The sequence below is a fragment of the Leclercia sp. Colony189 genome, assembly GCF_009740165.1.
GTDB lineage: Bacteria > Pseudomonadota > Gammaproteobacteria > Enterobacterales > Enterobacteriaceae > Enterobacter.
Genome location: NZ_CP046557.1, coordinates 3,356,581 through 3,376,735 on the forward strand (window position 1 = coordinate 3,356,581; position 20,155 = coordinate 3,376,735).

At 56.0% G+C, this 20,155-nt stretch carries 17 protein-coding genes and 1 tRNA gene; 7 read left to right on the top strand and 11 right to left on the bottom strand.

Going from position 1 to position 20,155, the window contains the following annotated elements; translation table 11 throughout:
* Position 1: 1 nt before the first annotated feature.
* Positions 2-1,087 (bottom strand): chorismate synthase, encoded by a 1,086-nt coding sequence (aroC, locus tag GNG29_RS16005; RefSeq protein ID WP_103180536.1) that lies wholly within the window; start codon positions 1,085-1,087, stop codon positions 2-4.
* A 76-nt stretch (positions 1,088-1,163) separates the two neighbouring features.
* Complete coding sequence (gene prmB, locus GNG29_RS16010; RefSeq protein ID WP_103180537.1) at positions 1,164-2,096, bottom strand: 50S ribosomal protein L3 N(5)-glutamine methyltransferase; 933 nt, start codon at positions 2,094-2,096, stop codon at positions 1,164-1,166.
* A 157-nt stretch (positions 2,097-2,253) separates the two neighbouring features.
* Between prmB and smrB the strand changes: the two genes are divergently transcribed.
* Complete coding sequence (gene smrB, locus GNG29_RS16015; RefSeq protein WP_103825178.1) at positions 2,254-2,805, top strand: endonuclease SmrB; 552 nt, start codon at positions 2,254-2,256, stop codon at positions 2,803-2,805.
* Positions 2,806-2,851: 46 nt separating this feature from the next.
* Here the strand turns inward: smrB and sixA are convergent, their stop codons facing one another.
* The 4 genes from sixA to GNG29_RS16035 all read right to left on the bottom strand — a co-directional run bounded on the left by sixA (position 2,852) and on the right by GNG29_RS16035 (position 7,444).
* Entirely contained in the window at positions 2,852-3,337 is a 486-nt protein-coding gene (sixA, locus tag GNG29_RS16020; RefSeq protein WP_156654965.1) for a phosphohistidine phosphatase SixA, read from the bottom strand.
* A 209-nt stretch (positions 3,338-3,546) separates the two neighbouring features.
* Complete coding sequence (gene fadJ, locus GNG29_RS16025; protein WP_156654967.1) at positions 3,547-5,694, bottom strand: fatty acid oxidation complex subunit alpha FadJ; 2,148 nt, start codon at positions 5,692-5,694, stop codon at positions 3,547-3,549.
* Positions 5,694-7,004: an acetyl-CoA C-acyltransferase FadI gene (gene fadI, locus GNG29_RS16030; RefSeq protein ID WP_103180544.1), complete on the bottom strand. Its 1,311-nt coding sequence runs from the start codon at positions 7,002-7,004 to the stop codon at positions 5,694-5,696. Before fadI ends, fadJ begins: the two co-directional genes overlap by 1 nt.
* Positions 7,005-7,159: 155 nt before the next feature.
* Entirely contained in the window at positions 7,160-7,444 is a 285-nt protein-coding gene (locus GNG29_RS16035; RefSeq protein ID WP_103180546.1) for a YfcZ/YiiS family protein, read from the bottom strand.
* A gap of 371 nt (positions 7,445-7,815) precedes the next feature.
* On the opposite strand from GNG29_RS16035, the gene fadL reads away from it, so the two are divergent.
* Entirely contained in the window at positions 7,816-9,138 is a 1,323-nt protein-coding gene (gene fadL / locus GNG29_RS16040; protein WP_168192031.1) for a long-chain fatty acid transporter FadL, read from the top strand.
* A gap of 46 nt (positions 9,139-9,184) precedes the next feature.
* Here the strand turns inward: fadL and mlaA are convergent, their stop codons facing one another.
* Positions 9,185-9,937 carry a phospholipid-binding lipoprotein MlaA gene (gene mlaA, locus GNG29_RS16045; RefSeq protein ID WP_103180550.1) on the bottom strand — a complete coding sequence of 251 codons (753 nt, stop codon included), beginning with the start codon at positions 9,935-9,937 and terminating at the stop codon, positions 9,185-9,187.
* A gap of 315 nt (positions 9,938-10,252) precedes the next feature.
* Here mlaA and GNG29_RS16050 point away from each other — a divergent pair, with 315 nt between their 5' ends.
* From GNG29_RS16050 to GNG29_RS16060, 3 genes are all read left to right on the top strand, one after another.
* Positions 10,253-11,182: a formate/nitrite transporter family protein gene (locus GNG29_RS16050; RefSeq protein WP_156654969.1), complete on the top strand. Its 930-nt coding sequence runs from the start codon at positions 10,253-10,255 to the stop codon at positions 11,180-11,182.
* 75 nt (positions 11,183-11,257) lie between these two features.
* Positions 11,258-11,329: transfer RNA gene (locus tag GNG29_RS16055), tRNA-Arg, on the top strand.
* A gap of 163 nt (positions 11,330-11,492) precedes the next feature.
* Positions 11,493-11,714, top strand: a complete 222-nt coding sequence (locus GNG29_RS16060; protein ID WP_103180578.1) for a hypothetical protein — start codon at positions 11,493-11,495, stop codon at positions 11,712-11,714.
* Between the two features lie 40 nt (positions 11,715-11,754).
* On the opposite strand, the gene GNG29_RS16065 is transcribed toward GNG29_RS16060, so the two are convergent.
* Positions 11,755-13,647: a flagellin gene (locus GNG29_RS16065; RefSeq protein WP_197431807.1), complete on the bottom strand. Its 1,893-nt coding sequence runs from the start codon at positions 13,645-13,647 to the stop codon at positions 11,755-11,757.
* A 220-nt stretch (positions 13,648-13,867) separates the two neighbouring features.
* Here GNG29_RS16065 and GNG29_RS16070 point away from each other — a divergent pair, with 220 nt between their 5' ends.
* Together GNG29_RS16070 and GNG29_RS16075 are read left to right on the top strand one after the other, a co-directional pair.
* A complete protein-coding gene (locus GNG29_RS16070) occupies positions 13,868-14,404 on the top strand; it encodes a cysteine hydrolase family protein (RefSeq protein ID WP_156654972.1) in 537 nt (178 codons plus the stop codon).
* Positions 14,405-14,438: 34 nt separating this feature from the next.
* Complete coding sequence (locus GNG29_RS16075; RefSeq protein ID WP_156654974.1) at positions 14,439-14,978, top strand: DUF2058 domain-containing protein; 540 nt, start codon at positions 14,439-14,441, stop codon at positions 14,976-14,978.
* Between the two features lie 45 nt (positions 14,979-15,023).
* Here the strand turns inward: GNG29_RS16075 and GNG29_RS16080 are convergent, their stop codons facing one another.
* The 3 genes from GNG29_RS16080 to GNG29_RS16090 all read right to left on the bottom strand — a co-directional run bounded on the left by GNG29_RS16080 (position 15,024) and on the right by GNG29_RS16090 (position 20,013).
* Positions 15,024-16,388 carry an HlyD family type I secretion periplasmic adaptor subunit gene (locus GNG29_RS16080; RefSeq protein WP_156654976.1) on the bottom strand — a complete coding sequence of 455 codons (1,365 nt, stop codon included), beginning with the start codon at positions 16,386-16,388 and terminating at the stop codon, positions 15,024-15,026.
* Complete coding sequence (locus GNG29_RS16085; protein WP_156655504.1) at positions 16,375-18,525, bottom strand: type I secretion system permease/ATPase; 2,151 nt, start codon at positions 18,523-18,525, stop codon at positions 16,375-16,377. Before GNG29_RS16085 ends, GNG29_RS16080 begins: the two co-directional genes overlap by 14 nt.
* A 138-nt stretch (positions 18,526-18,663) precedes the next feature.
* Positions 18,664-20,013: a TolC family outer membrane protein gene (locus tag GNG29_RS16090; protein WP_156654977.1), complete on the bottom strand. Its 1,350-nt coding sequence runs from the start codon at positions 20,011-20,013 to the stop codon at positions 18,664-18,666.
* Between the last annotated feature and the right edge of the window lie 142 nt (positions 20,014-20,155).

A 20,155-nucleotide genomic window follows, 5' to 3' on the forward strand; every position in this document is an offset into this window, starting at 1 on the left:
GTTACCAGCGTGGAATGGTGGTCGTCACATCCGCATTCTGCGCGCGCTGGCGCAGGAAGTGATCCATCAGCACGATCGCCAGCATCGCTTCGGCGATCGGCACTGCGCGGATCCCGACGCAGGGATCGTGACGTCCTTTGGTGATCATCTCAACTTCTTCACCAGAGCGGTTAATGGTGTGGCCCGGCACGGTAATGCTGGAGGTTGGTTTCAGCGCAATGTTGGCGATAATCTGCTGCCCGCTGCTGATGCCGCCTAAAATGCCGCCCGCGTGATTGCTCTGGAAGCCCTGGGCTGTGATCTCGTCCCGGTTCTGGCTGCCACGAAGCTGAACCACGTCAAAACCGTCGCCAATCTCCACCCCTTTTACCGCATTGATGCTCATCATCGCATGGGCGATATCAGCATCAAGGCGGTCAAAGACCGGCTCGCCCCAGCCCGGCGGTACGCCGTCAGCCACCACGGTGACTTTGGCGCCAATGGAGTCGCCCTCTTTCTTCAGGGCGCGCATCAGTTCATCAAGCGCTTCCAGCTTCGAGGCGTCGGCGCAGAAGAACGGGTTCTGCTCAACCTGCTCCCAGTCGGCGATCGCCAGCGGGATGTCGCCCATCTGGGTCAGGCAGCCGCGAATGGTGATACCAAACTTCTGTGCGAGGTATTTTTTGGCAATGGCCCCTGCCGCGACGCGCATGGCGGTTTCACGGGCGGAGGAGCGTCCGCCGCCGCGATAGTCGCGAAAACCATATTTCTGCTCGTAGGTATAGTCGGCGTGGCCCGGACGGAACACATCCTTAATGGCGCCGTAGTCCTGGGAACGCTGATCGGTATTCTCAATCAACAGGCCGATGCTGGTGCCGGTGGTGCGTCCTTCAAAGACGCCTGACAGAATTTTGACCTGATCCGGCTCGCGGCGCTGGGTGGTGTAGCGTGACGTGCCTGGACGGCGTCGGTCGAGATCGTGCTGTAAATCGGCTTCAGTCAGTTCGATGCCTGGCGGTACGCCATCGACGATACAGCCCAGCGCCAGCCCGTGGGACTCACCAAACGTCGTCACACGGAATAATTGTCCAATACTGTTTCCTGCCATCACGGCTCCGTTTTCGTTGTTCTGTGTTTGAGCTTTCTGTGTTTGCGCAATGTGAAACGGGCCGAAGCCCGTTGGATTAATCTTTGTAGATGCTGAAGTGTTCGCGCGCGGCGAGAAGCTGCGCTTTGGTCAGCATGAAGACGCCGTCCCCACCGTTGTCGAACTCGAGCCAGGTGAACGGCACATCCGGATATTGCTCCATCAGATGTACCATGCTGTTACCGACTTCACAAATCAGAATGCCGTTGTCGGTGAGATAATCCGGCGCACAGGCCAGAATGCGGCGGGTCAGCTTCAGGCCGTCGGAGCCGGAAGCCAGGCCCAGCTCTGGCTCGTGACGGTATTCGTTTGGCAGGTCTGACATATCTTCTGCGTCAACGTACGGCGGATTGGTCACAATCAGGTCGTACTGCACTTTTGGCAGGTCACGGAACAGATCGGAACGGATCGGCGTGACATGATGGATCAGACCGTGCTCTTCAATATTGTGTTCCGCTACCGCCAGCGCATCAGGAGAGATATCGACAGCATCCACTTCTGCTTCCGGGAAGGCGTACGCGCAGGCAATGGCGATGCAGCCGCTGCCGGTACACATATCCAGGATATGCTCAGGCTGATGGTCAATCAGGCCGGCGAACTGGTTGTTGATCAGCTCACCAATCGGCGAGCGCGGCACCAGCACGCGTTCATCGACAAAAAACTCATGGCCGCAGAACCAGGCTTTGTTGGTGAGGTAGGCCACCGGAATGCGCTCGTTAACGCGACGGATCACGCGCTCAACGATGCGGTGTTTTTCGCTGGAGGTCAGGCGGGCTGCGCGCATATCTTCCGGAATATCCAGCGGCAGATAGAGGGATGGCAAAACCAGCTGTACCGCCTCGTCCCATGGGTTGTCGGTACCATGGCCGTACCAGATATTGGCCGCGCTGAAACGGCTGACCGCCCAACGCAACATGTCCTGAATGGTTTGCAGCTCATTCACCGCTTCATCGACAAAAATTTTATCCACTATGTTCTCCAGGGCATGCTCGCTAAATTTTCGGCGGCTAGTGTGCCATGAAGACGGCGATAAATCAGCATTGTCAGCCGCCGCCGGCATTGAAAAAATGCGTTTTGCCGCGCAGTGAGTCAGGTACACTGTCGGAAATAAGAGATGAGACGACCCCATGAAAAAGAAAATATCGCTCAGCGAGGAGGATCAAACGCTGTTTCGTCAGTTAATGACCGGCACGCGTCAAATCAAGCAGGACACCATTGTCCACCGCCCGCAGCGCAAAAAAGTGAGTGAAGTTCCGGTAAAACGGCTGATTCAGGAGCAGGCCGACGCCAGCCACTACTTTTCCGACGAGTTTCAGCCGCTGCTAAATACGGAAGGTGCGGTGAAATATGTGCGCGCGGACGTCAGCCATTTCGAGCTGAAAAAACTGCGTCGGGGAGATTATTCGCCGGAGCTGTTCCTCGATCTGCACGGGCTAACCCAGATGCAGGCGAAACAGGAGCTGGGCGCGCTGATTGCCGCCTGCCGTCGCGAACATGTTTTTTGCGCCTGCGTGATGCACGGCCACGGCAAACATATTCTCAAGCAGCAAACCCCACTGTGGCTGGCTCAGCATCCACACGTGATGGCATTTCATCAGGCACCGAAAGAGTATGGCGGTGATGCCGCCTTGCTGGTGTTAATTGAAGTGGAAGAGTGGCAACCGCCTGAGCTCCCCTGAGAGGCAGGCGGGTGGCTGGATGCTACCCGCCTGGGTCCGTTTTACATCAGATAGCTTTCGCCATCTTCAGATTGCAGGGGCTCATCTGCCAGTTGAAGACGCCAGCACCCGTTTCAGAGAGGGTAACGTTGGCAATGGCAGAGGTGCTGAACATTGGCGGCGTTTCGCCCGGGCAGAGTTCAGCCACCAGATAGCCGACTAACGGCAGATGGGAAATTACCAGCGCAGAGGTGACACCTTCATTGCACAGCGCCTGAAGATAGGCACTGACAAGACCCACGTCGCCGCACGGGGTAAGCTCTGGCAGAACATCGACATTGGCTGGCAGGTTCATACACTCCCCTACCACATCCAGCGTCTGTTCAGCGCGTAAGAACGGGCTGACGAGGACACGTTCAATATCCACTTTTTGCCCTTTCAACCAGGTAGCCATTTGACGGGACTCGTCACAGCCGCAAGGCGTCAGAGGACGTACAGAGTCACTGGCAGCATCAAGTGCCGCGTCACCGTGACGCATGATAAAAACTTGCATATTGCACCGCTTTTGTTGACCAGGATCACCGGTGTTATTACCCCGCGTGAACACTTAACGAGGTAAAAACCCGATGGCCGGGCATTGTGCCTGATCCATCCGTTGAATGAAACGCTGTTTTTTACCTCAACGGCGTAAGTATAGTCAATGTCTGTTTACAAATTAGACAGGACCAGCCCCTTCAACGGCGGATTTACTCTTATTTGACCTTAATTTACAAGGTCAGTTTCCTTTGCTGGCCAAAATCGCAGCCCCTGATCCGCCATCTGCAATAATGTGTCACACGGTGTAAACCGCGGCCCATATTGCACAGCCAGTCGTTGTAAAATCGCAACAACTTCACCCGCACCTACGCTATCCATATAGCGGAACGGGCCACCCAGGAAAGGTGGGAAACCAATGCCAAAGACGGCGCCAATGTCGCCATCTCGACCATTTTTAATAACCTTCTCACCAAAGCAGCGCGCCGCTTCGTTGAGCATCATCATCACGCAGCGTTCCGCGCACTGTGTCGCAGAGAGTTTGCCCTCGCCGCCTGGCTTAATAAGCCCATAAATCGCCGGGTCTACCCGCTTCTTGCTTTTACGCCCTTTTGGCTCGTAAAGATAGAAACCGCGGCCATTTTTTCTGCCTTTGCGATCGTCATTCAAAATTGCAGAAACAATGTTTGCGGGCGCGCTAAACCGTTCTCCATAAGCGCTTTCCAGCACAGGTATAATTTTAGTGCCGGTATCGATTCCCACCTCATCCAAAAGTTGGATTGGGCCGACGGGGAAACCAAACTTCACCAGCGCATTATCGATATGCTCGACCTTTTCGCCTTCGGTCAGCAGGCGCATAGCCTCGTTGATATAGGGGGCCAGAATGCGGTTGACGTAGAACCCGGCTTTATCAGCCACCACCACCGGCGTTTTGCCCTGCATTTTTGCCAGCTTAACGACGGTGGCAATGGTCTGCGGGCTGGTTCCGGCATGGGGGATAACCTCCACCAGAGGCATTTTTTCTACCGGACTAAAGAAATGCAGCCCAATCACCTGCTCAGGGCGCGCGGCCTGGGCCGCAATATCGCCGATAGGCAATGAGGAGGTATTAGAGGCAAAAATGGTGTGCGGCGCACAGTTCGCTTCGACCTCGGCCACCATCTGCTGTTTCAGCGCCAGGTCTTCAAATACTGCCTCAATCACCACATCGCGATGACGGAATCCGCTGTAGTCAGTGGTGCCGGAGATCAGCGCCAGCTCGCGATCGCGCTCGCTGGCATTGATATGGCGGCGTTTGACCTTTTTATCAAGCAGCTGCCAGCTGTACTGCAGGGCGTGGTTGATCCCTTTCGGATTGATGTCTTTGATCCGCACGGGTAATTTGCCTTTGCTGGCGCTGACGAAGGCGATCCCGCCCCCCATCAGGCCACCGCCCAGCACGCCAATTGACGCCAGCGGCGCAGGCTCGGCTTCGCTGCCGGGATCTTTCTTCACGTCGGTGCTGGCAAAAAAGATGCTGCGCAGCGCCTGAGACTGCGGCGTCATCGCCAGCTCGCCAAAGGCTTTCGCTTCTGCAGCATAGCCGCTGCTGCTGCCCTGAGTCAGACCGGTATGGATAACCTCAAGAATGCGTTTTGTCGCCGGGTAGTTGCCCTGGGTTTTTTGCTCGGTTTTGTTCGCCACCATTTTAAACAGCAGCGCACGGCCCAGCGGCCCTGCCAGTACGCGCTCGCGCACCGGTAAGCGACGGCTATCGGGTTTGCCTTTCAGCGCGCGCGCCACGGCGGCCTCCAGCAGAATGGAATGCGGAACCACCTCATCTACCAGCCCGACTTTCAGGGCCTGACGCGGACGCAGCTGTTTGCCGGCGAGGATCATCTCCAGCGCCGTGCTGACGCCCACCAGTCGCGGCAGGCGCTGGGTGCCGCCTGAGCCCGGCAGTAAGCCAAGCTGCACCTCCGGCAGGCCCAGCACCGTTTTGGCGTCGTCGGTACAAATTCGTCCGTGGCAGGCTAGCGCCAGCTCCAGGCCGCCGCCGAGACAGGCGCCGTTGATCGCCGCAATCACCGGAATGGTCAGGGCGTGAATTTCGGCCATGATCTGCTGCCCCTGACGGGCCAGATCTTCCGCTTCCTGGGCGCTTTCAGCGCGGGCAATCATGTTGATATCGGCCCCGGCGATAAAGTTATCCGGCTTGGCCGAGATAAATACCAGCCCGCGCAAGGCTTTGTTTTCTCGCACCTGTTTGAGGATAGCGCGAACCTGACCGCCAAACTCCGCTTTCAGGGTATTCATCTTTTCGCCTGGGGCGTCAATGGTGACGACCGCCACGTTGTCCGGACGCACGTCCAGGGTGAATGCCGTTGTCATCTCCATTACTCTACCTCCAGAACCATTGCGGCACCCAGGCCACCCGCAGCACAGGCGGTGACCAGTCCAAACCCACCGCCGCGACGGCGCAACTCATGCAGCGTCTGGGTGATCATCCTCGCCCCGGTCGCGGCAAAGGGGTGGCCATACGCAATGGAGCCCCCCAGCACGTTAAATTTGCTTTCGTCCACTTCGCCGGTGGCGTGGGCGCGGCCCAGCACATCCCGGGCAAAACGATCGCTTGCCAGCAGTTGCAGGTTGGCCAGGGTTTGCGCGGCAAAGGCTTCATGCATGTCGATGAGCGTCAGATCGCCCATCGTCAGTCCGGCGCGCTCCAGCGCCAGCGGCGTGGACCAGGCCGGCCCCAGCAGCATATCCTGCCAGACATCAATGGCGGTAAAGGCATAGCTGCGCAGATAGCCGAGCGGCTTCAGGCCCAGCTCTCTGGCGCGGGATTCGGTCATCAGGATCACCGCTGCCGCGCCGTCGGTTAACGGCGTGCTGTTCGCCGCCGTGACGGTGCCATGTTTGCGGTCGAATGCCGGACGCAGTTTCGCATAATCCGCCAGCGTAGAGGTGCCGCGAATATTGTTATCCTGGCTTAGCGGTTCGCGGAATGGTGGGGTGTAGGCGGTCATCACCTCCTCCGCCAGCTTGCCTTCTGCCCAGGCTTCTGCGGCGCGCTGATGCGAGCGGTGCGCCAGGGCATCCTGCTGCTCACGGGTGATGCCATAGGTTTTCGCCATCTGCTCGGCGGTATCCCCCATTCGCAGCCCGGTGGAGTATTCCGCCACGGCGGGGGGAACAGGAAGGAGATCGCGCAGACGCAGGCGCGAGAACAGTGACAGCCGCTGCCCGGTGGTGCGGGCCTTGTTGACGTCCACCAGCACACGCGCGAGCTTTTTGCTGACGCCAATCGGCAGAACTGAGGAGGAGTCGGCACCCCCGGCTATCCCGACGCGAATGGTACCGGTTATCAGGCTTTCTGCCACGTTCGCCACTGCCTGAAAGCTGGTGGCGCAGGCACGGCTGACGCTGTAAGCATCGGTGTGGACATTCATTCCGGTGCCAAGCACGATTTCACGGGCGATATTCGGCGCTTCCGGCATTTGCACGACCTGGCCAAAGACCAACTGTTCAATCACCTCGGGCGGGATTTCGCTGCGAGCCAGCAGCTCCCCTACAACCATTTTTCCCAGATCGACGGCAGGTACGCCATGATACGCCGTCGCCTGACGGGCAAATGGCGTGCGTAATCCACTGACAATGGCAATGCGATCCCCCTGACGGGTGATTAGCGGTAATGCCTGACTCATAACGCTCCCCTGTGAATAACAAATGCGCAAAGTGGTCTGACCTGATAACAGTCTTAACTAAATTTTTACATTAGCCAATCGGGGAGAGGAAAAATTGCGAGCGAACACACAGAGAGGAGACGAAACGCCTCCCGGAAGGGAGGCGCGGGAAGGGATTAACGCAGACCGAGTTGAAAAATCAGGGATTCTGCTTCGCAGCTGAACACGAAGTCGATGTCCAGACGAACGCCACCTTCCACTTCAGTGAAGTTGGCGTTGATTGCACACGGTTCAGACTCCACGCCGCGGGCTTTTTCGGTCAGCGCGGCCAGCGTCTCTTCGGCGTCGGCACGGCGGGTAAACTCACGGCTGTAAGAGGCGGTGCAATCCGTGTTGTCCACAATGGTGCCCACATCCATACAGCAGCAAACCGGGGTTTCATCAGCACTGCATTTACTCATAGTAGATTTCCTCTTCATTCGCGCATGGCGCGAGATAAACACGATGCTGATATTTTACGCGCCGGGCGGGAGCGGCTCCAGTTGTTAATGGCTTTAAACCGGGTAAGTGAGCAATATCACAAGTAAAAATGATCTAAAACAAAAATCACCCATTAGGAGGACGCGAACTGGTCACAATTTTGCCAACCAGATCCCGTTTCGAAAAACATATCGGTAAATATTCATAAACACCCTTGCAACATTCTATCTGGTCAGACCTATACTCTCGCCACTGGTCTGATTTCTAAGTGTTACCACAGACCCTACACTTCGCGCTCCTGTTACGGTATGTAACAAAAATTGAATAAAAATAACTCAATGAGGTTATGGTCATGAGCCAGAAAACCCTGTTCAAAAAAACTGCGCTGGCAGTCGCAGTGGCAATCGTCTCCACCTCCGCCTGGTCAGCGGGCTTTCAGTTGAATGAGTTCTCTTCCTCAGGCCTGGGCCGCGCCTATTCCGGGGAAGGTGCTATCGCTGATGACGCAGGGAACGCGAGCCGTAACCCTGCCCTGATCATGATGTTTGATCGTCCCACCTTCTCCGCAGGTGCCATCTTTGTTGACCCTGACGTGGATATCTCCGGACGCTCGCGAACGGGCGCAAGCCTGAATGCGGATAACATCGCGCCAACAGCATGGGTGCCAAACCTGCACTTTGTCGCACCAATCAACGATCAATTCGGCTGGGGCGCATCCGTCACCTCTAACTACGGACTGGCGACCGAGTTCAATAACAACTACGCAGCAGGGGCATACGGCGGTACCACCGACCTGGAGACCCTCAACCTGAACCTGAGCGGTGCTTATCGCCTGGATAATCACTGGAGTTTCGGTGTTGGCTTTGATGCGGTCTATGCGAAAGCGAAAATTGAGCGCTACGCGGGTGACCTGGGTCGCATCGTTGCAGGCTCCGGGGCATTACCTCCGGCTCTGGCACGACAGGTCGCAGGGATCCCGGGAGATACCCAGATTGCCTACCTGAAAGGTGATGAGTGGGGCTTTGGCTGGAACGCCGGTATTCTGTATGAAATCGATAAGAACAACCGGTATGGCTTGACCTACCGCTCTGAAGTGAAAATCGATTTCGATGGCGACTATAAGAGCAGCCTGCCTTCAGCCTATAACCAGATCCTCGGCAACTTTGGTCTGCCAATGGGGACGGATGGCCGCACCACTGGCGGTTCTCTGACCCTGAATTTACCTGAGATGTGGGAACTGTCCGGTTATAACAGAGTCGCGCCGCAATGGGCCATCCACTATAGCCTGACCTACACGAGCTGGAGCCAGTTCCAGGAGCTGAAAGCGACTAACAGCGGCGGTGATACGCTCTTCTATAAAGACGAAAGCTTCCGTGATGCTTACCGCATCGCTCTGGGTACCACCTACTACATGGACGATAACTGGACATTCCGTACCGGTATTGCCTTCGATGACAGCCCGGTTCCGGCAGACAAACGCTCTATCTCCATTCCGGATCAGGATCGCTTCTGGCTGAGCGCCGGTGCGACCTATGCATTCAACAAAGATGCCTCCATCGATGCGGGTGTCTCTTATATGCATGGTCAGAAAGTGACGTTCCAGGAAGGTCCGTATGAGTTCTCTTCTGAAGGTAAAGCCTGGCTCTATGGCATGAACTTCAACTACGCGTTCTAATCACGCAGGGATAAAAAAGGTGAGCCTCGCGCTCACCTTTTCTTTTTTATTCCGCATCAATCTCGGAGAGTTCATTCTCGATCGCTTTGGCGTTCGGGTTATCTTCCGGTTTCAGCTTACCGCCGTTAGCAATGAAGTCGTGATTCTGGAAGTACGCTTCACGCACCATGAGATACGGATCGGAAGACTGACGCAGCAGACCGTCTGAATCCAGCAGTTGCGCGCGCGTCTCCACCCCTTCCAGCGTCCATTTACCCACCGACAGCGGCCAGGTCAGCCACGACAGCACCGGATAGAGCGTATCGACCATATCACCGCCGTCATCACGCAACGTGAAGCTACCGTAGAACGGCAGATGCACGTACGGGCCGTAACCCACATTGTAGTGACCCAGCGTACTACCGAAGCGGTGCGGCTGTTCGCGCTGCAGCTTCGGATTCGCCATCCCGGCAACGTCAATAAAGCCACCCATACCTAACAGGGTGTTCAGGAAGAAGCGGGTAAAGTGGACCATCCCCTGATAGGGATCGCCCTGCAGGAAGTAGTTCGCCATCACCGCTGGCTCTTCGAGGTTGCTGGTGAAGTTGCTCAGCCCGTTACGGGCAGGCTGTGGAACATAATCCCGCCATGCCACCGCAACCGGACGCACCACATACGGATCCAGCACGTTGTAGTTGAAGTTGTACATGGTGCGGTTAAATCCTTCCAGAGGATCGGAGCGCCCCTGCTGCTCGCCAGAGCTGGCGCAGCCCATCAGCAACGTGGTGCTCAACGCAACCACCGACAGCCGAAGTTTCATATCTTTCTCCCTGTTAAGTATGGCTATCAGCAAAAGCCATCCGTCATGGCGCTTTCGCGCTCTGTCTGTAAACGTGTAAGTGATTGTATCAGCGCGTTTACTGATGTCTACGACCACAAATCGGGGCAATAAACACTCTCTGGTATGATCTCAGAATAGCCTGGCTTTAGGTTTTCGTTTGGCTGGCAATTTTATACGGCCTTTGCCAGCGATGTATCGCCTTTATTGCCATTACAGGAATTTAAGAGCTTCCCCACGGGCGGCGGGAGAAAAAGCGCTACGCTTAAAGGTATCTGCAACCTATGGAGCATTGCGATGGACGAGCTAAAAGAAGAAAAAATTGATAACCATACCGAAGAGCTGGAAGTTGAAAGCGAGGAGAATCGCCGGGGAAAGAAGATTGAGGTTGACGAGGATCGCCTGCCCTCACGTGCAATGGCAATCCACGAACATATTCGCCAGGATGGTGAAAAGGAGCTGGAGCGCGACGCCATGGCGCTGTTCTGGTCGGCCATTGCCGCCGGATTATCGATGGGCGCTTCCCTGCTGGCAAAAGGGATTTTTCATGTCGAGCTTGAAGGGGTACCCGGCGGGATAATCATCGAAAACCTCGGATACACCTTTGGCTTTATCATCGTGATTATGGCGCGCCAGCAGCTCTTCACCGAGAATACCGTCACCGCCGTACTGCCGGTGATGCAAAGCCCAACCTGGGGCAATTTCGGCCTGCTGATGCGCCTGTGGAGCGTGGTACTGCTCGGCAATATTATCGGTACCGGTGTCGCCGCCTGGGCGTTCGAGTTTATGCCGATATTTGATGAGCCCACCCGCGACGCCTTTGTGAAAATCGGGATGGGAGTCATGGAAAACAGCCCGGCAGAGATGTTCGCCAACGCGATCATCTCCGGCTGGATTGTCGCCACCATGGTCTGGATGTTCCCGGCGGCCGGTTCAGCGAAAATCGTGGTCATTATTTTGATGACCTGGCTTATCGCTCTGGCCGATACCACTCATATCGTGGTGGGTACGGTAGAGATTTTATATCTGGTCTTTAACGGCACCATTCACTGGAGCGAGTTTTTCTGGCCCTTCGCGATCCCTACTCTGGCAGGCAATATCTGCGGCGGCACCTTTATTTTTGCCTTGCTGAGCCATGCGCAAATCCGTAACGATATGTCGAATAAGCGCAAAGCCGAGCTTAAGGCCCAGCAGGAGGAAGCGGAAGAAGATAAAAAAGCGGTGTGAGTGGCGACACTTTAAGCAGTCAGGCGGTCACGCGCTTAACGCATTGTATAAATGACGTTATACTCGTGCCGCTTTGTCCCCTTAGTTAAATGGATATAACGAGCCCCTCCTAAGGGCTAGTTGCAGGTTCGATTCCTGCAGGGGACACTTTCCTGCCGTCAGATTTACCATTTTTTCCCGCAACTTCGTAAGTTACTTTCTGTTCAATAGCACCCATAAACACAACTTAACGGGTTGCTGTAATGTACTCTCCCGCCATCAGAACGTATCCCTGGCTTACCAGGTAATACAAAATTGAACGGAGAAGTTGATGAAAAAGATCCTGATCGCACTGGCTTTAATCGCCCCATGCTCAGCCTTTGCTGGGGTTGTGTTTCACCCTGTAGAACGCGCAGCCGTGGTCGCAAATTCCGCCCACCCGGTAGCGGCTGCAACGGTTACCGCGCAGGCAAGAAATCACCGTGCCGCCAGGGTAGATGCCGTTAACTGCAACGATGGGCATTGCGTACAGCGCGGTAACGTCATTCGCTAAGCGTTACGGAGCCCCGAAAGCTCGGGGCTCTCACCAGATGTTATTTCATCGAATCATTCAGCAGTGACAACACTACCTGTGACGTCTGGTTGGCTTTGGTCATTAACGAGGCGAACGTTTCCTGGAGCATCTGCGCCCGGGCCATACTGGACACTTCCGCGGCATAGTCCGCATCTTCAATCCGCGAGCGGGACGCACTGACCGCAACAGACATTGTCGCCTGGAGATTTTGCGTGGACTCCAACCGGTTCGCCACAGCGCCCAGCGTGCTGCGTCTTTCATCAACCTGTTTAATGGCATTATCGAGCGCGGCCAGAGGGTTCTCAGGATTTTTCAGGCGGATCTCATCGCCGACTTCAGCGATATTCAGGGTCGTGTAGTTGGTCGCCGCATCCGTAGAGGCACTAAAAGACGCCTGGTAGTAGATCTGGAGATCCCCCAGACCATTCAGCGTTTTTAGCAGGAAACGGGCAGGATTCTCATCAGTCAAAACCAGAGTGGCTTTTTTTGTCTCAGTGCCGTTCACCACATCCATGTAGTAATTACCGTCCGCGTCCAGGCGCAGCACATCGTTGGAGATATTACCTTTGGCATCGGTATAACGCACGTTGACCTTCGCAGGATCCATCGTGACCCTTGACGACCCGCTGACCTGATTCACATCAGAGAAATTATTCAGACTGGTAGCGTTATTCGCCGTCACCACAAGCGAACTGTTCGTACCGTCAGTCGTGGTCGTTACTGAGGCAGTGTAATAGTTAAAATTACCATTGCCATCATCCACTTCCATAATGTACTGGCTGCCCGACTTCAGGAGTCGGGAACTGGAGCCGGAAAGCGGATTATTACTCGCATCCCTGAAGCTCAATGCTGCGGTCGTGGCATCAATATTGGGCGTAGTCGTTACGACAGCCGGAAGCGTAGCGAAATCCGTATCCAGTTTTGCCGTGGTGCTGGTCATTTGTGCGGTGACGGCACCCGATGAACCGTAGCTCAGGGTTGCAGGATAATAGAAATCATCCTGCTCAATATAATACTGACCGTTTGATTCTCTTAATGACGGCGCGGGACTATTGCTTAACATTCCCCCGTTGGTATCGATATAGCTCACCGAAGTAATGGTCCGGCTATTTAGCTGGGTGACGCTGCTGTAGAGAGGCGTTCCATTGGTGGCACTGATATTTACAGTTCCGGTTCCGCTGGCGGTATCCCAGCTTGCGGCCGTGGTGGCCTGATAATAAGCTGGCTTGCCGTCGGCTCCCGTGTCCTGAATGTAATACCGGCCATCAGTGGCGTTTCGCACCAATTGCGGCGAGTTGTATGAGCCCGTCGGATACCAGGTTACGCTGACATTACCGCTGTTCAGGTCGATATTACTGGCATTTCCAGAAACCTGATTGATATCTGAAACCTTACCGCTGATGCCACGAATAACGAAATCCTTCAGGCCGATACTCTCTACGCTGAAATTTTTCGATAAATCGAGGGAGATTTTTTCATTATCCCGGGTGCCGACCTGAAAACCGACGGTACCCGCACTGCCATTCAACAGATTGATGCCGTTAAAGTCGACAGCGCCGTTCAGGCGGTCGATCTCTTTAAGATTTAAGTTGATTTCGGCCTGAATGGTATCGGCATCCACCAGGGTATTGGATTCACTGAGCCCTTTGACTGTAAGCTCGCGAATACGCTGCAAACGATTGTTAATTTCATCCATTGCGCCTTCGGCCGTCTGAATCATCGACAAGCCATCACCAGCATTCCGCTGCGCCTGCTGCAGCCCATTTTGCTGGCTGGTCATGCGGTTAGCAATCGCCTGGTTGGCCGCATTGTCCTTCGCGCTATTGATACGCATGCCGGAAGACAAATTGCGGATAGACTGCTCCAGGGCAGAGGTGTTTTTTGCAGATTGACCCCGCAGCGTTAACGCCATCAGGTTAGTTTTTAGGCTCAGCATTTCGATATACCGATACAGGTTTCTCTGAAGCTGTTATCGGTCGTACAGTAGATTAGTTGATGATTTATTTGAGCCTTAACCAAATTTGGTAGGGGGCGTGGCGCATAATTGCGAATATGTTAATGCGTTCCAGCGTTAAGAAGATGCCCAAAAACCGATAATAACCCTGCCAGTGGCGAGGTTTAAGGAGGATTACATGCCAAAAGCACTACTCATCATCGATATGCAGAATTTTGTCACAGAGAGAATTCAGCAGGGCGTGGATTACTTCCCGCATAACAGCATTGAAAACATGACCTCTGTAATTGAAAAATTCAGAAAATCAGGCCTTCCCGTCATCCACGTTCGCCACCAGACGCCTGAACAGGGCTCGCTTTTCCATCCCAGCTCCTCCTCCAGCTTACCCCTGGACGCCTTTGAAGAATCAGCGAACGAACCGGTCTTTATCAAACACACCTCCTCCGCGTTCAGCTCAACGGGATTACTGGATTATCTTCAGGATGCGCAAATTTCAGAGGTTGTTGTCACTGGCGCGGTGGCCGGATTTTGCGTTAACTCCACCGTCAGGATGGGTGCCGACCTTGGATTAAAGATGACGGTGCTAAAAGATGCGGTAATCAGCTTTGAACTGAGTCAAGCTCAGCTCAGCGCAAAAGTCATTCATGATGTCACCCTTGCGCTGCTTGCGGCCGATTTTGCCCAGGTTATCCCTGCAGTGGAATTACAGGTATAATCTGCCCATCATTTGACAGATTTCAGAAACGACGATGACCAAACTCACACTACAAGAGCAGATGCTGAAAGCTGGCTTAGTCAGCAGTAAAAAGCTGGAAAAAGTGCAGCGCACCGCCAAAAAGTCCCGCGTCCAGGCGCGTGAGGCCCGGGAAGCGGTAGAAGTGAATAAGCAGGCGCAAATTGAGCGCGACAAAGAGCTTAGCGAACAGCAAAAGCAGGCGACGCTGGCAAAAGAGTATAAGGCGCAGATCAAGCAGTTGATTGAGATGAACCGCATCGTCATTGCCAAAGGCGATATCGGCTTTAACTTCACCGACGGCAATCTGATTAAAAAAATCACTGTGGATAAAATCACGCAAAAACAGCTGATCAATGGCCGTCTGGCGATTGCGCGTCTGGTTGCTGAAGCGGGTCGCGAGAGCGAATACGCCATCATCCCTGCCGTTGTGGCGAATAAAATTATCCAGCGTGATGCGAGCTATATCGTCTTCAGCGGTGAACTGACGCAGGAAGCGAAGGATGAAGACGATCCGTACGGCGATTTTGTCGTGCCTGACGATTTGATGTGGTAACACTTAAAGGCCACCTCCCGGCGAGGTGGCCTTTCTCCATACTTATTAGCGTTCGTGGAACGCCTCCGCTCTGGCGCGCAGAATCGGTTTCAGCAGATAGGCCATCACCGTTTTCTTACCGGTAATAATATCCACCGACGCCACCATCCCCGGAATAATTAACAGCGGCTTTTCATCCGTGCCGAGATGGTTTTTATCGGTGCGCAGGCGAATCACGTAAAATCTTTTCCCGTCTTTGTCGGTTACCGTATCAGGGCTGATCTGCTCCAGCGTCCCTTTAAGGCCACCATAGATGGTGTAGTCGTAGGCGGTGAACTTCACCGTTGCTTCCTGGCCCGGACGTAAAAACGCAATGTCCTGCGGGCGGATTTTGGCCTCCACCAGCAGCTTGTCGTCCAGCGGCACAATCTCCACCAGGTCGTTGCCCGGCTGGATCACGCCGCCGATGGTGTTGACCATCAGCTGTTGCACCACGCCGCGCACCGGCGAAGTGACCAGGGTACGGTTCACCCGGTCGGAAATCGCCTTGCCCGATGCCTCTATCTTGCTGAGATCGGTTCGCGCCTCGTTGAGCTGCCCCAGCGCCTCGCTGCGATAACGCCCGCGCGTTTCGCTGACTTTGCTCTCAATCTCCTTGATGGCCGCTTCCGCCCGGGGAATGGCAAGGGTCACGGAGTCGAGCTGTCCCTGGGTTTCTACCACGCCACGACGCAGGCGGAGCACTTCGACTTTGGAGATCGCCCCTTTCGCCACCAGCGGTTCAGACATGGCGACCTCCTGCTGTTGCAGCCCCAGGCTACGACGGTACTGGCTGGCTTTGCCCTGGAAGTCGAGCAGCTCCTGCTTCTTCTGCACCAGCTGTTCGTTGAGCCCCGCCAGTTCGCTCTGAATACGTTTGTTGACGCTGGCGAAGAGTTCCATCTCACCGCTGGCGATCTCCGGCGCCTTCTTCACTATCTCCGGCGCCAGGGTCAGGGTTGTGGCATCGTTCAGCTGCGCGGTCAGACGCTGGATGCGCGCCTGCAGCGCCAGCCGGTCGGCTTCGCTCTCCCCGGCGTTGGAACGAAACTGGGTATCATCCAGACGCAGCAGCGGCGCGCCGGCTTTCACCACCTCGCCTTCATGCACAAAGACTTCGGCCACGATCCCACCCTCAAGGTTCTGCACTTTCTGCAGACGTGATGAGGGGATCGCCCGCCCTTCCCCGCGCGTCACTTCGTCAATGCTGGCCAGCGATGCCCAGAGGATCATGGCGATAAAGAAGGCGAAGATAGCCCATAGCGTGACGCGCACCACCCGGGGGGCATCATCCAGCAACGCTTTGTTGACCTCGTTGGTGGTAAACGGTGCGGGCTGTTTATCTCCTGACAGCCAGCTCATCAGGCGGCTAAGCGTCTCAACGATTCGCATGAATTTGTCCCTTCTTCAGCGCACTCATGACGCTCTCTTTCGGGCCATCGGCAATGATTTTGCCGTTGTCGACAATAATCAGACGATCCACCAGCGTCAGCAGCGACGCACGATGGGTGACCATCAGCAGCGTTTTGTTGGCAATCACCGGTACGAGCGCCTTTTTGATCAAATCTTCGCTGGTGTTATCCATCGAACTGGTGGGTTCGTCCATTAACAACACCGGCGGGTCGAGCAGTAGCGCCCGCGCCAGGGCGACAGCCTGCCGCTGGCCGCCGGAAAGGCTCATTCCCCGCTCACCCACCTGCATGTTGTAACCGGAGGGGTGACGACGGGCAAACTCGTGCACCCCGGTCAGGGTAGCCACCCGCAGCATCGTCTCGTCATCAACGTAGCTGGCGCCATACACCAGGTTCTCCCGCAGGGTGCCGCTGAACAGATGAATATCCTGCGGCGCGTAGCCGATGTTGTGCCGCAGGTCGTGAACATCGATCTGACGGGCATCGATGCCGTCGATCAGCACATTCCCGCTGTCCGGCTGGTAAAACCCGACCAGCAGTTTCGCCAGCGAGCTTTTCCCGGACCCACTGCGGCCGATGATCCCCACCTTCTCCCCGGGCTGGATCGTCAGCGAGACGTTGCTGAGCGAGGCATACTGATTGCCGGGATAGATAAAGGTCACATCGCGCAGCTCAATGGCGCCGGAGAGGGTTTCCCGCTTCAGCGGCACTTCGTCGTCCTGCACCTCCTGCTCAAGATCCATCATCCGGTCGATGGTGGCCTTGGTCATTCGCGCGCGCTGGTAGCGGGTGATGAGGCTACACAGCTGGCCGATGGGCATCATGGCGCGACGGTGCAGCAGATAGCAGGCAATCAGCCCGCCCATGCTCAGGTTGCCGCCGATAATGATGTAGACCCCGGCCACGATCAGGGCCACGCCGCTGAACTGCTGCAGCCAGGCAGTAAAGTTCACCGCCACATAGGAGAGCGACTTCACCCGCAGTTCCAGCTTGCTCAGCTGACCGGTGAGGTGCTCCCACTGATACTGACGCTCGCTCTGGGCGTTGTTGATTTTGATGGCATCCAGGCCGGTGAGTGTCTCCACCAGCATCGCCTGGCGTTCGTTGGAGAGCTGATAGGTCTTCCTGACCCGCGACATCAGCGGACGCTGGATCAACCAGTTCACCAGCAGCGCCAGCGGATAAGCGAGCAGCGGGATAAACACCAGCGGGCCGCCAATGATGCCAATCACCAGCAGGATCAGCAGGGTAAAGGGGAGATCGATAAAGGCGGTCAGCGTCAGCGACGACAGAAAATCACGAATCGACTGGAACTCCTGGAAATTCTGCGCAAAGCTGCCCACCCGCTGCGGGCGGAGCTTCATCTTCATCCCCAGCAGCCGCTCGAACAGCGCCGAGGAGACCACGAGGTCGGTTTTTTTGCCCGCCAGATCGAGGCAAATTCCCCGCAGGATCTTCAGTACAAAGTCGAACACAAAGGCAATGCTGATGCCAATCGCCAGCACCCACAGCGTGGCGGTGGCCTGATTGGGCACCACCCGGTCATAGACGTTCATCACAAACAGCGGGGCGCTGAGCGCCACCAGGTTGACGAGGAAACTGGCGACCACCGCATCCAGGTAGAGGGATTTCGACAGTTTGAGCGTATCCTGGAACCAGGCTTTGGTACGCGGCAGAGTGGCCGTCGGCTGGGCATCAAACTCATGCTCCGGAGAGATAAAAATCACCCGGCCGCTGTAATTCTCCGCCAGCGTCTCTGGCGACACGGTGATCTCACCGCCCTCCGTTTCACTGGGCAGCAGCCGGACGCGCTGCTGCGCATCCCAACCAATCAGCACCGCGGCCTGATTGTTCTTCAGCAGGAGAATGGCGGGCAGAGAGAGCGCGGTGATGTTTTCAAGCCCACGCTGCACCACCCGCGCCTTGAGCCCGGCCCGTCCGGCGGCGCGGGGGAAGGTCTCTGTCGTCAGGGTGTGGGCTGCCAGCGGCAACCCCGCGGTCAGGACGTTGCGGCTGGTGCCTATGTTATGCAATTTACAGACGATCATCAGCGCATCCAGCAGGGGATCGTCATGGCTTTGCCGCGGATCCAGCCTGCCCTGCGCCTGCGGGGCCATCTCGATGCGATCAGAGGAGTCAATATCAGGCGTCATTCTCTGCCTCAGTGTTCTGCGGACGGGAACCGCAGATAAAAAAAGAGAGGGTTGTTGCCGTTATCTCTGCCAGCAACAACCCCGTCAGCCTCTCAGGGCGTCTTACTTTAATTCAGGCAGTTCTGCCTGGGAAGATTTCGCTTGCGTGAGCGGCTCCGCTGCCGTCGGCGGCTGAATATTCAGGCTCTTAAGCAGTTCGCCGGTACGGGCGCTGATGCGGTAGGTGGTAAACATGTCGACAAACTGCAGCTCGACGTAGCGGCGCTGGGCGCTGAACACCTCGTTTTCACTGTCCAGCATATCGAGCAAGGTCCGGTCGCCAAGGCTGAACTGCTCCTGGTAGGCGCTACGCACCTGCACGCTGCGATCGGCATACTCTTTGGCGATCGGCACCTGCTGCCCGGCGTTTTTCAGGGCGTTCCAGGCCAGACGGAGATCTTCGTTCAACTGACGCTGGGCGTTGTTTTTCACATCCTGCGCCTCTTTCATTTTGTAGGCGTAAGAGGTGATCGTTGCCTGGTCGCTGCCGCCGTTATAGAGGTTGTAGCGCATGCGCAGCATCGCCTGCCACTCCTGGCTGTGACCGCGGGTTCCATCGATGTTGTTATCCATGGTACGGCCAACTTCAACGTTCACATCCGGATAAAATCGCGATTTTGCCGCCTCGTACTGCTGGCGGGTCGCTTCCACATCGGCATCGGCCTGTTTCAGCAGCGGGTTGTTTGCCAGCATGACGGTCCGCGCGGCCTCCAGCGAGGCGGGTACCGCGATTTTGGCGGGCATGACGAGAGTGTCAGGCTCTTGGCCGGTGATACTCTGGTAGTTGGCGCGGGCGTCTTCGAGGTTAGTTTGCTCGGTCAGCAGGTTGTTGCGCGCCTGTGCCAGACGAGCCTGGGCCTGCTCGAAATCGGCCTGACGCCCCACCCCCTGCTCGGTACGCAGGCGGATCTGATCGAACACCCGCTCGTGATTCTTAAGGTTATCTTCTGCCAGCGCCACCATCTTCTGGCGCATCAGCACGTCGAGATAGGTCTGGATCGCCTGCAATGCCGTAGATTCGCTGGTATTCATTACCGTCCAGGCGCGGGAGTTGACCGTCGCTTTCTGGCGGTCGACTTCGCTGGTAGTGGCAAAACCGTTGAAGACGTTCTGGCGCAGATTGATGGCGGACTCGCTGCGGTGCAAATCACGCAGATGATCGCCTGCCCCGCGCGTGCTGGCGTTATCGGTTTGCTCCCAGCCGGTACCGGCGGTGAGATCCAGGGTCGGGAGATAGCCACCCTTGGCGGCGCGGAGATCCTGATCGGCGGAATAGCGGCTGTTTACCGAGGCGTTAACTTCCGGATGCCATAACAGGCTCTCTTTCACGGCCTGTTCCAGGGTCGTGGCCTGGCTATATGTGGCGCTCAGCGCCAGGGTAGCCCCTATAACGAACTGACTATACTGTTTCATCTTATTTTTTCCTTCATATCCCTTGATTATTGGTCAATATTCACCAGAGAAACCCCATCAGAGAGAGGGGAAAAATGTACCCTGCGATTTTGCGGACAGACGGGATCCCTCGTCTGTCCTGAATAATGTTTGCCGCGCAGGC

Excerpts from the sequence above, each read along its gene's own strand:
- aroC (WP_103180536.1), bottom strand. The coding sequence starts at position 1,087 with ATGGCAGGAAACAGTATTGGACAATTATTCCGTGTGACGACGTTTGGT.
- smrB (WP_103825178.1), top strand. The coding sequence starts at position 2,254 with ATGAAAAAGAAAATATCGCTCAGCGAGGAGGATCAAACGCTGTTTCGT.
- sixA (WP_156654965.1), bottom strand. The coding sequence starts at position 3,337 with ATGCAAGTTTTTATCATGCGTCACGGTGACGCGGCACTTGATGCTGCC.
- fadJ (WP_156654967.1), bottom strand. The coding sequence starts at position 5,694 with ATGGAGATGACAACGGCATTCACCCTGGACGTGCGTCCGGACAACGTG.
- fadI (WP_103180544.1), bottom strand. The coding sequence starts at position 7,004 with ATGAGTCAGGCATTACCGCTAATCACCCGTCAGGGGGATCGCATTGCC.
- GNG29_RS16035 (WP_103180546.1), bottom strand. The coding sequence starts at position 7,444 with ATGAGTAAATGCAGTGCTGATGAAACCCCGGTTTGCTGCTGTATGGAT.
- fadL (WP_168192031.1), top strand. The coding sequence starts at position 7,816 with ATGAGCCAGAAAACCCTGTTCAAAAAAACTGCGCTGGCAGTCGCAGTG.
- mlaA (WP_103180550.1), bottom strand. The coding sequence starts at position 9,937 with ATGAAACTTCGGCTGTCGGTGGTTGCGTTGAGCACCACGTTGCTGATG.
- GNG29_RS16050 (WP_156654969.1), top strand. The coding sequence starts at position 10,253 with ATGGACGAGCTAAAAGAAGAAAAAATTGATAACCATACCGAAGAGCTG.
- GNG29_RS16060 (WP_103180578.1), top strand. The coding sequence starts at position 11,493 with ATGAAAAAGATCCTGATCGCACTGGCTTTAATCGCCCCATGCTCAGCC.
- GNG29_RS16065 (WP_197431807.1), bottom strand. The coding sequence starts at position 13,647 with ATGGCGTTAACGCTGCGGGGTCAATCTGCAAAAAACACCTCTGCCCTG.
- GNG29_RS16070 (WP_156654972.1), top strand. The coding sequence starts at position 13,868 with ATGCCAAAAGCACTACTCATCATCGATATGCAGAATTTTGTCACAGAG.
- GNG29_RS16075 (WP_156654974.1), top strand. The coding sequence starts at position 14,439 with ATGACCAAACTCACACTACAAGAGCAGATGCTGAAAGCTGGCTTAGTC.
- GNG29_RS16080 (WP_156654976.1), bottom strand. The coding sequence starts at position 16,388 with ATGCGAATCGTTGAGACGCTTAGCCGCCTGATGAGCTGGCTGTCAGGA.
- GNG29_RS16085 (WP_156655504.1), bottom strand. The coding sequence starts at position 18,525 with ATGGCCCCGCAGGCGCAGGGCAGGCTGGATCCGCGGCAAAGCCATGAC.
- GNG29_RS16090 (WP_156654977.1), bottom strand. The coding sequence starts at position 20,013 with ATGAAACAGTATAGTCAGTTCGTTATAGGGGCTACCCTGGCGCTGAGC.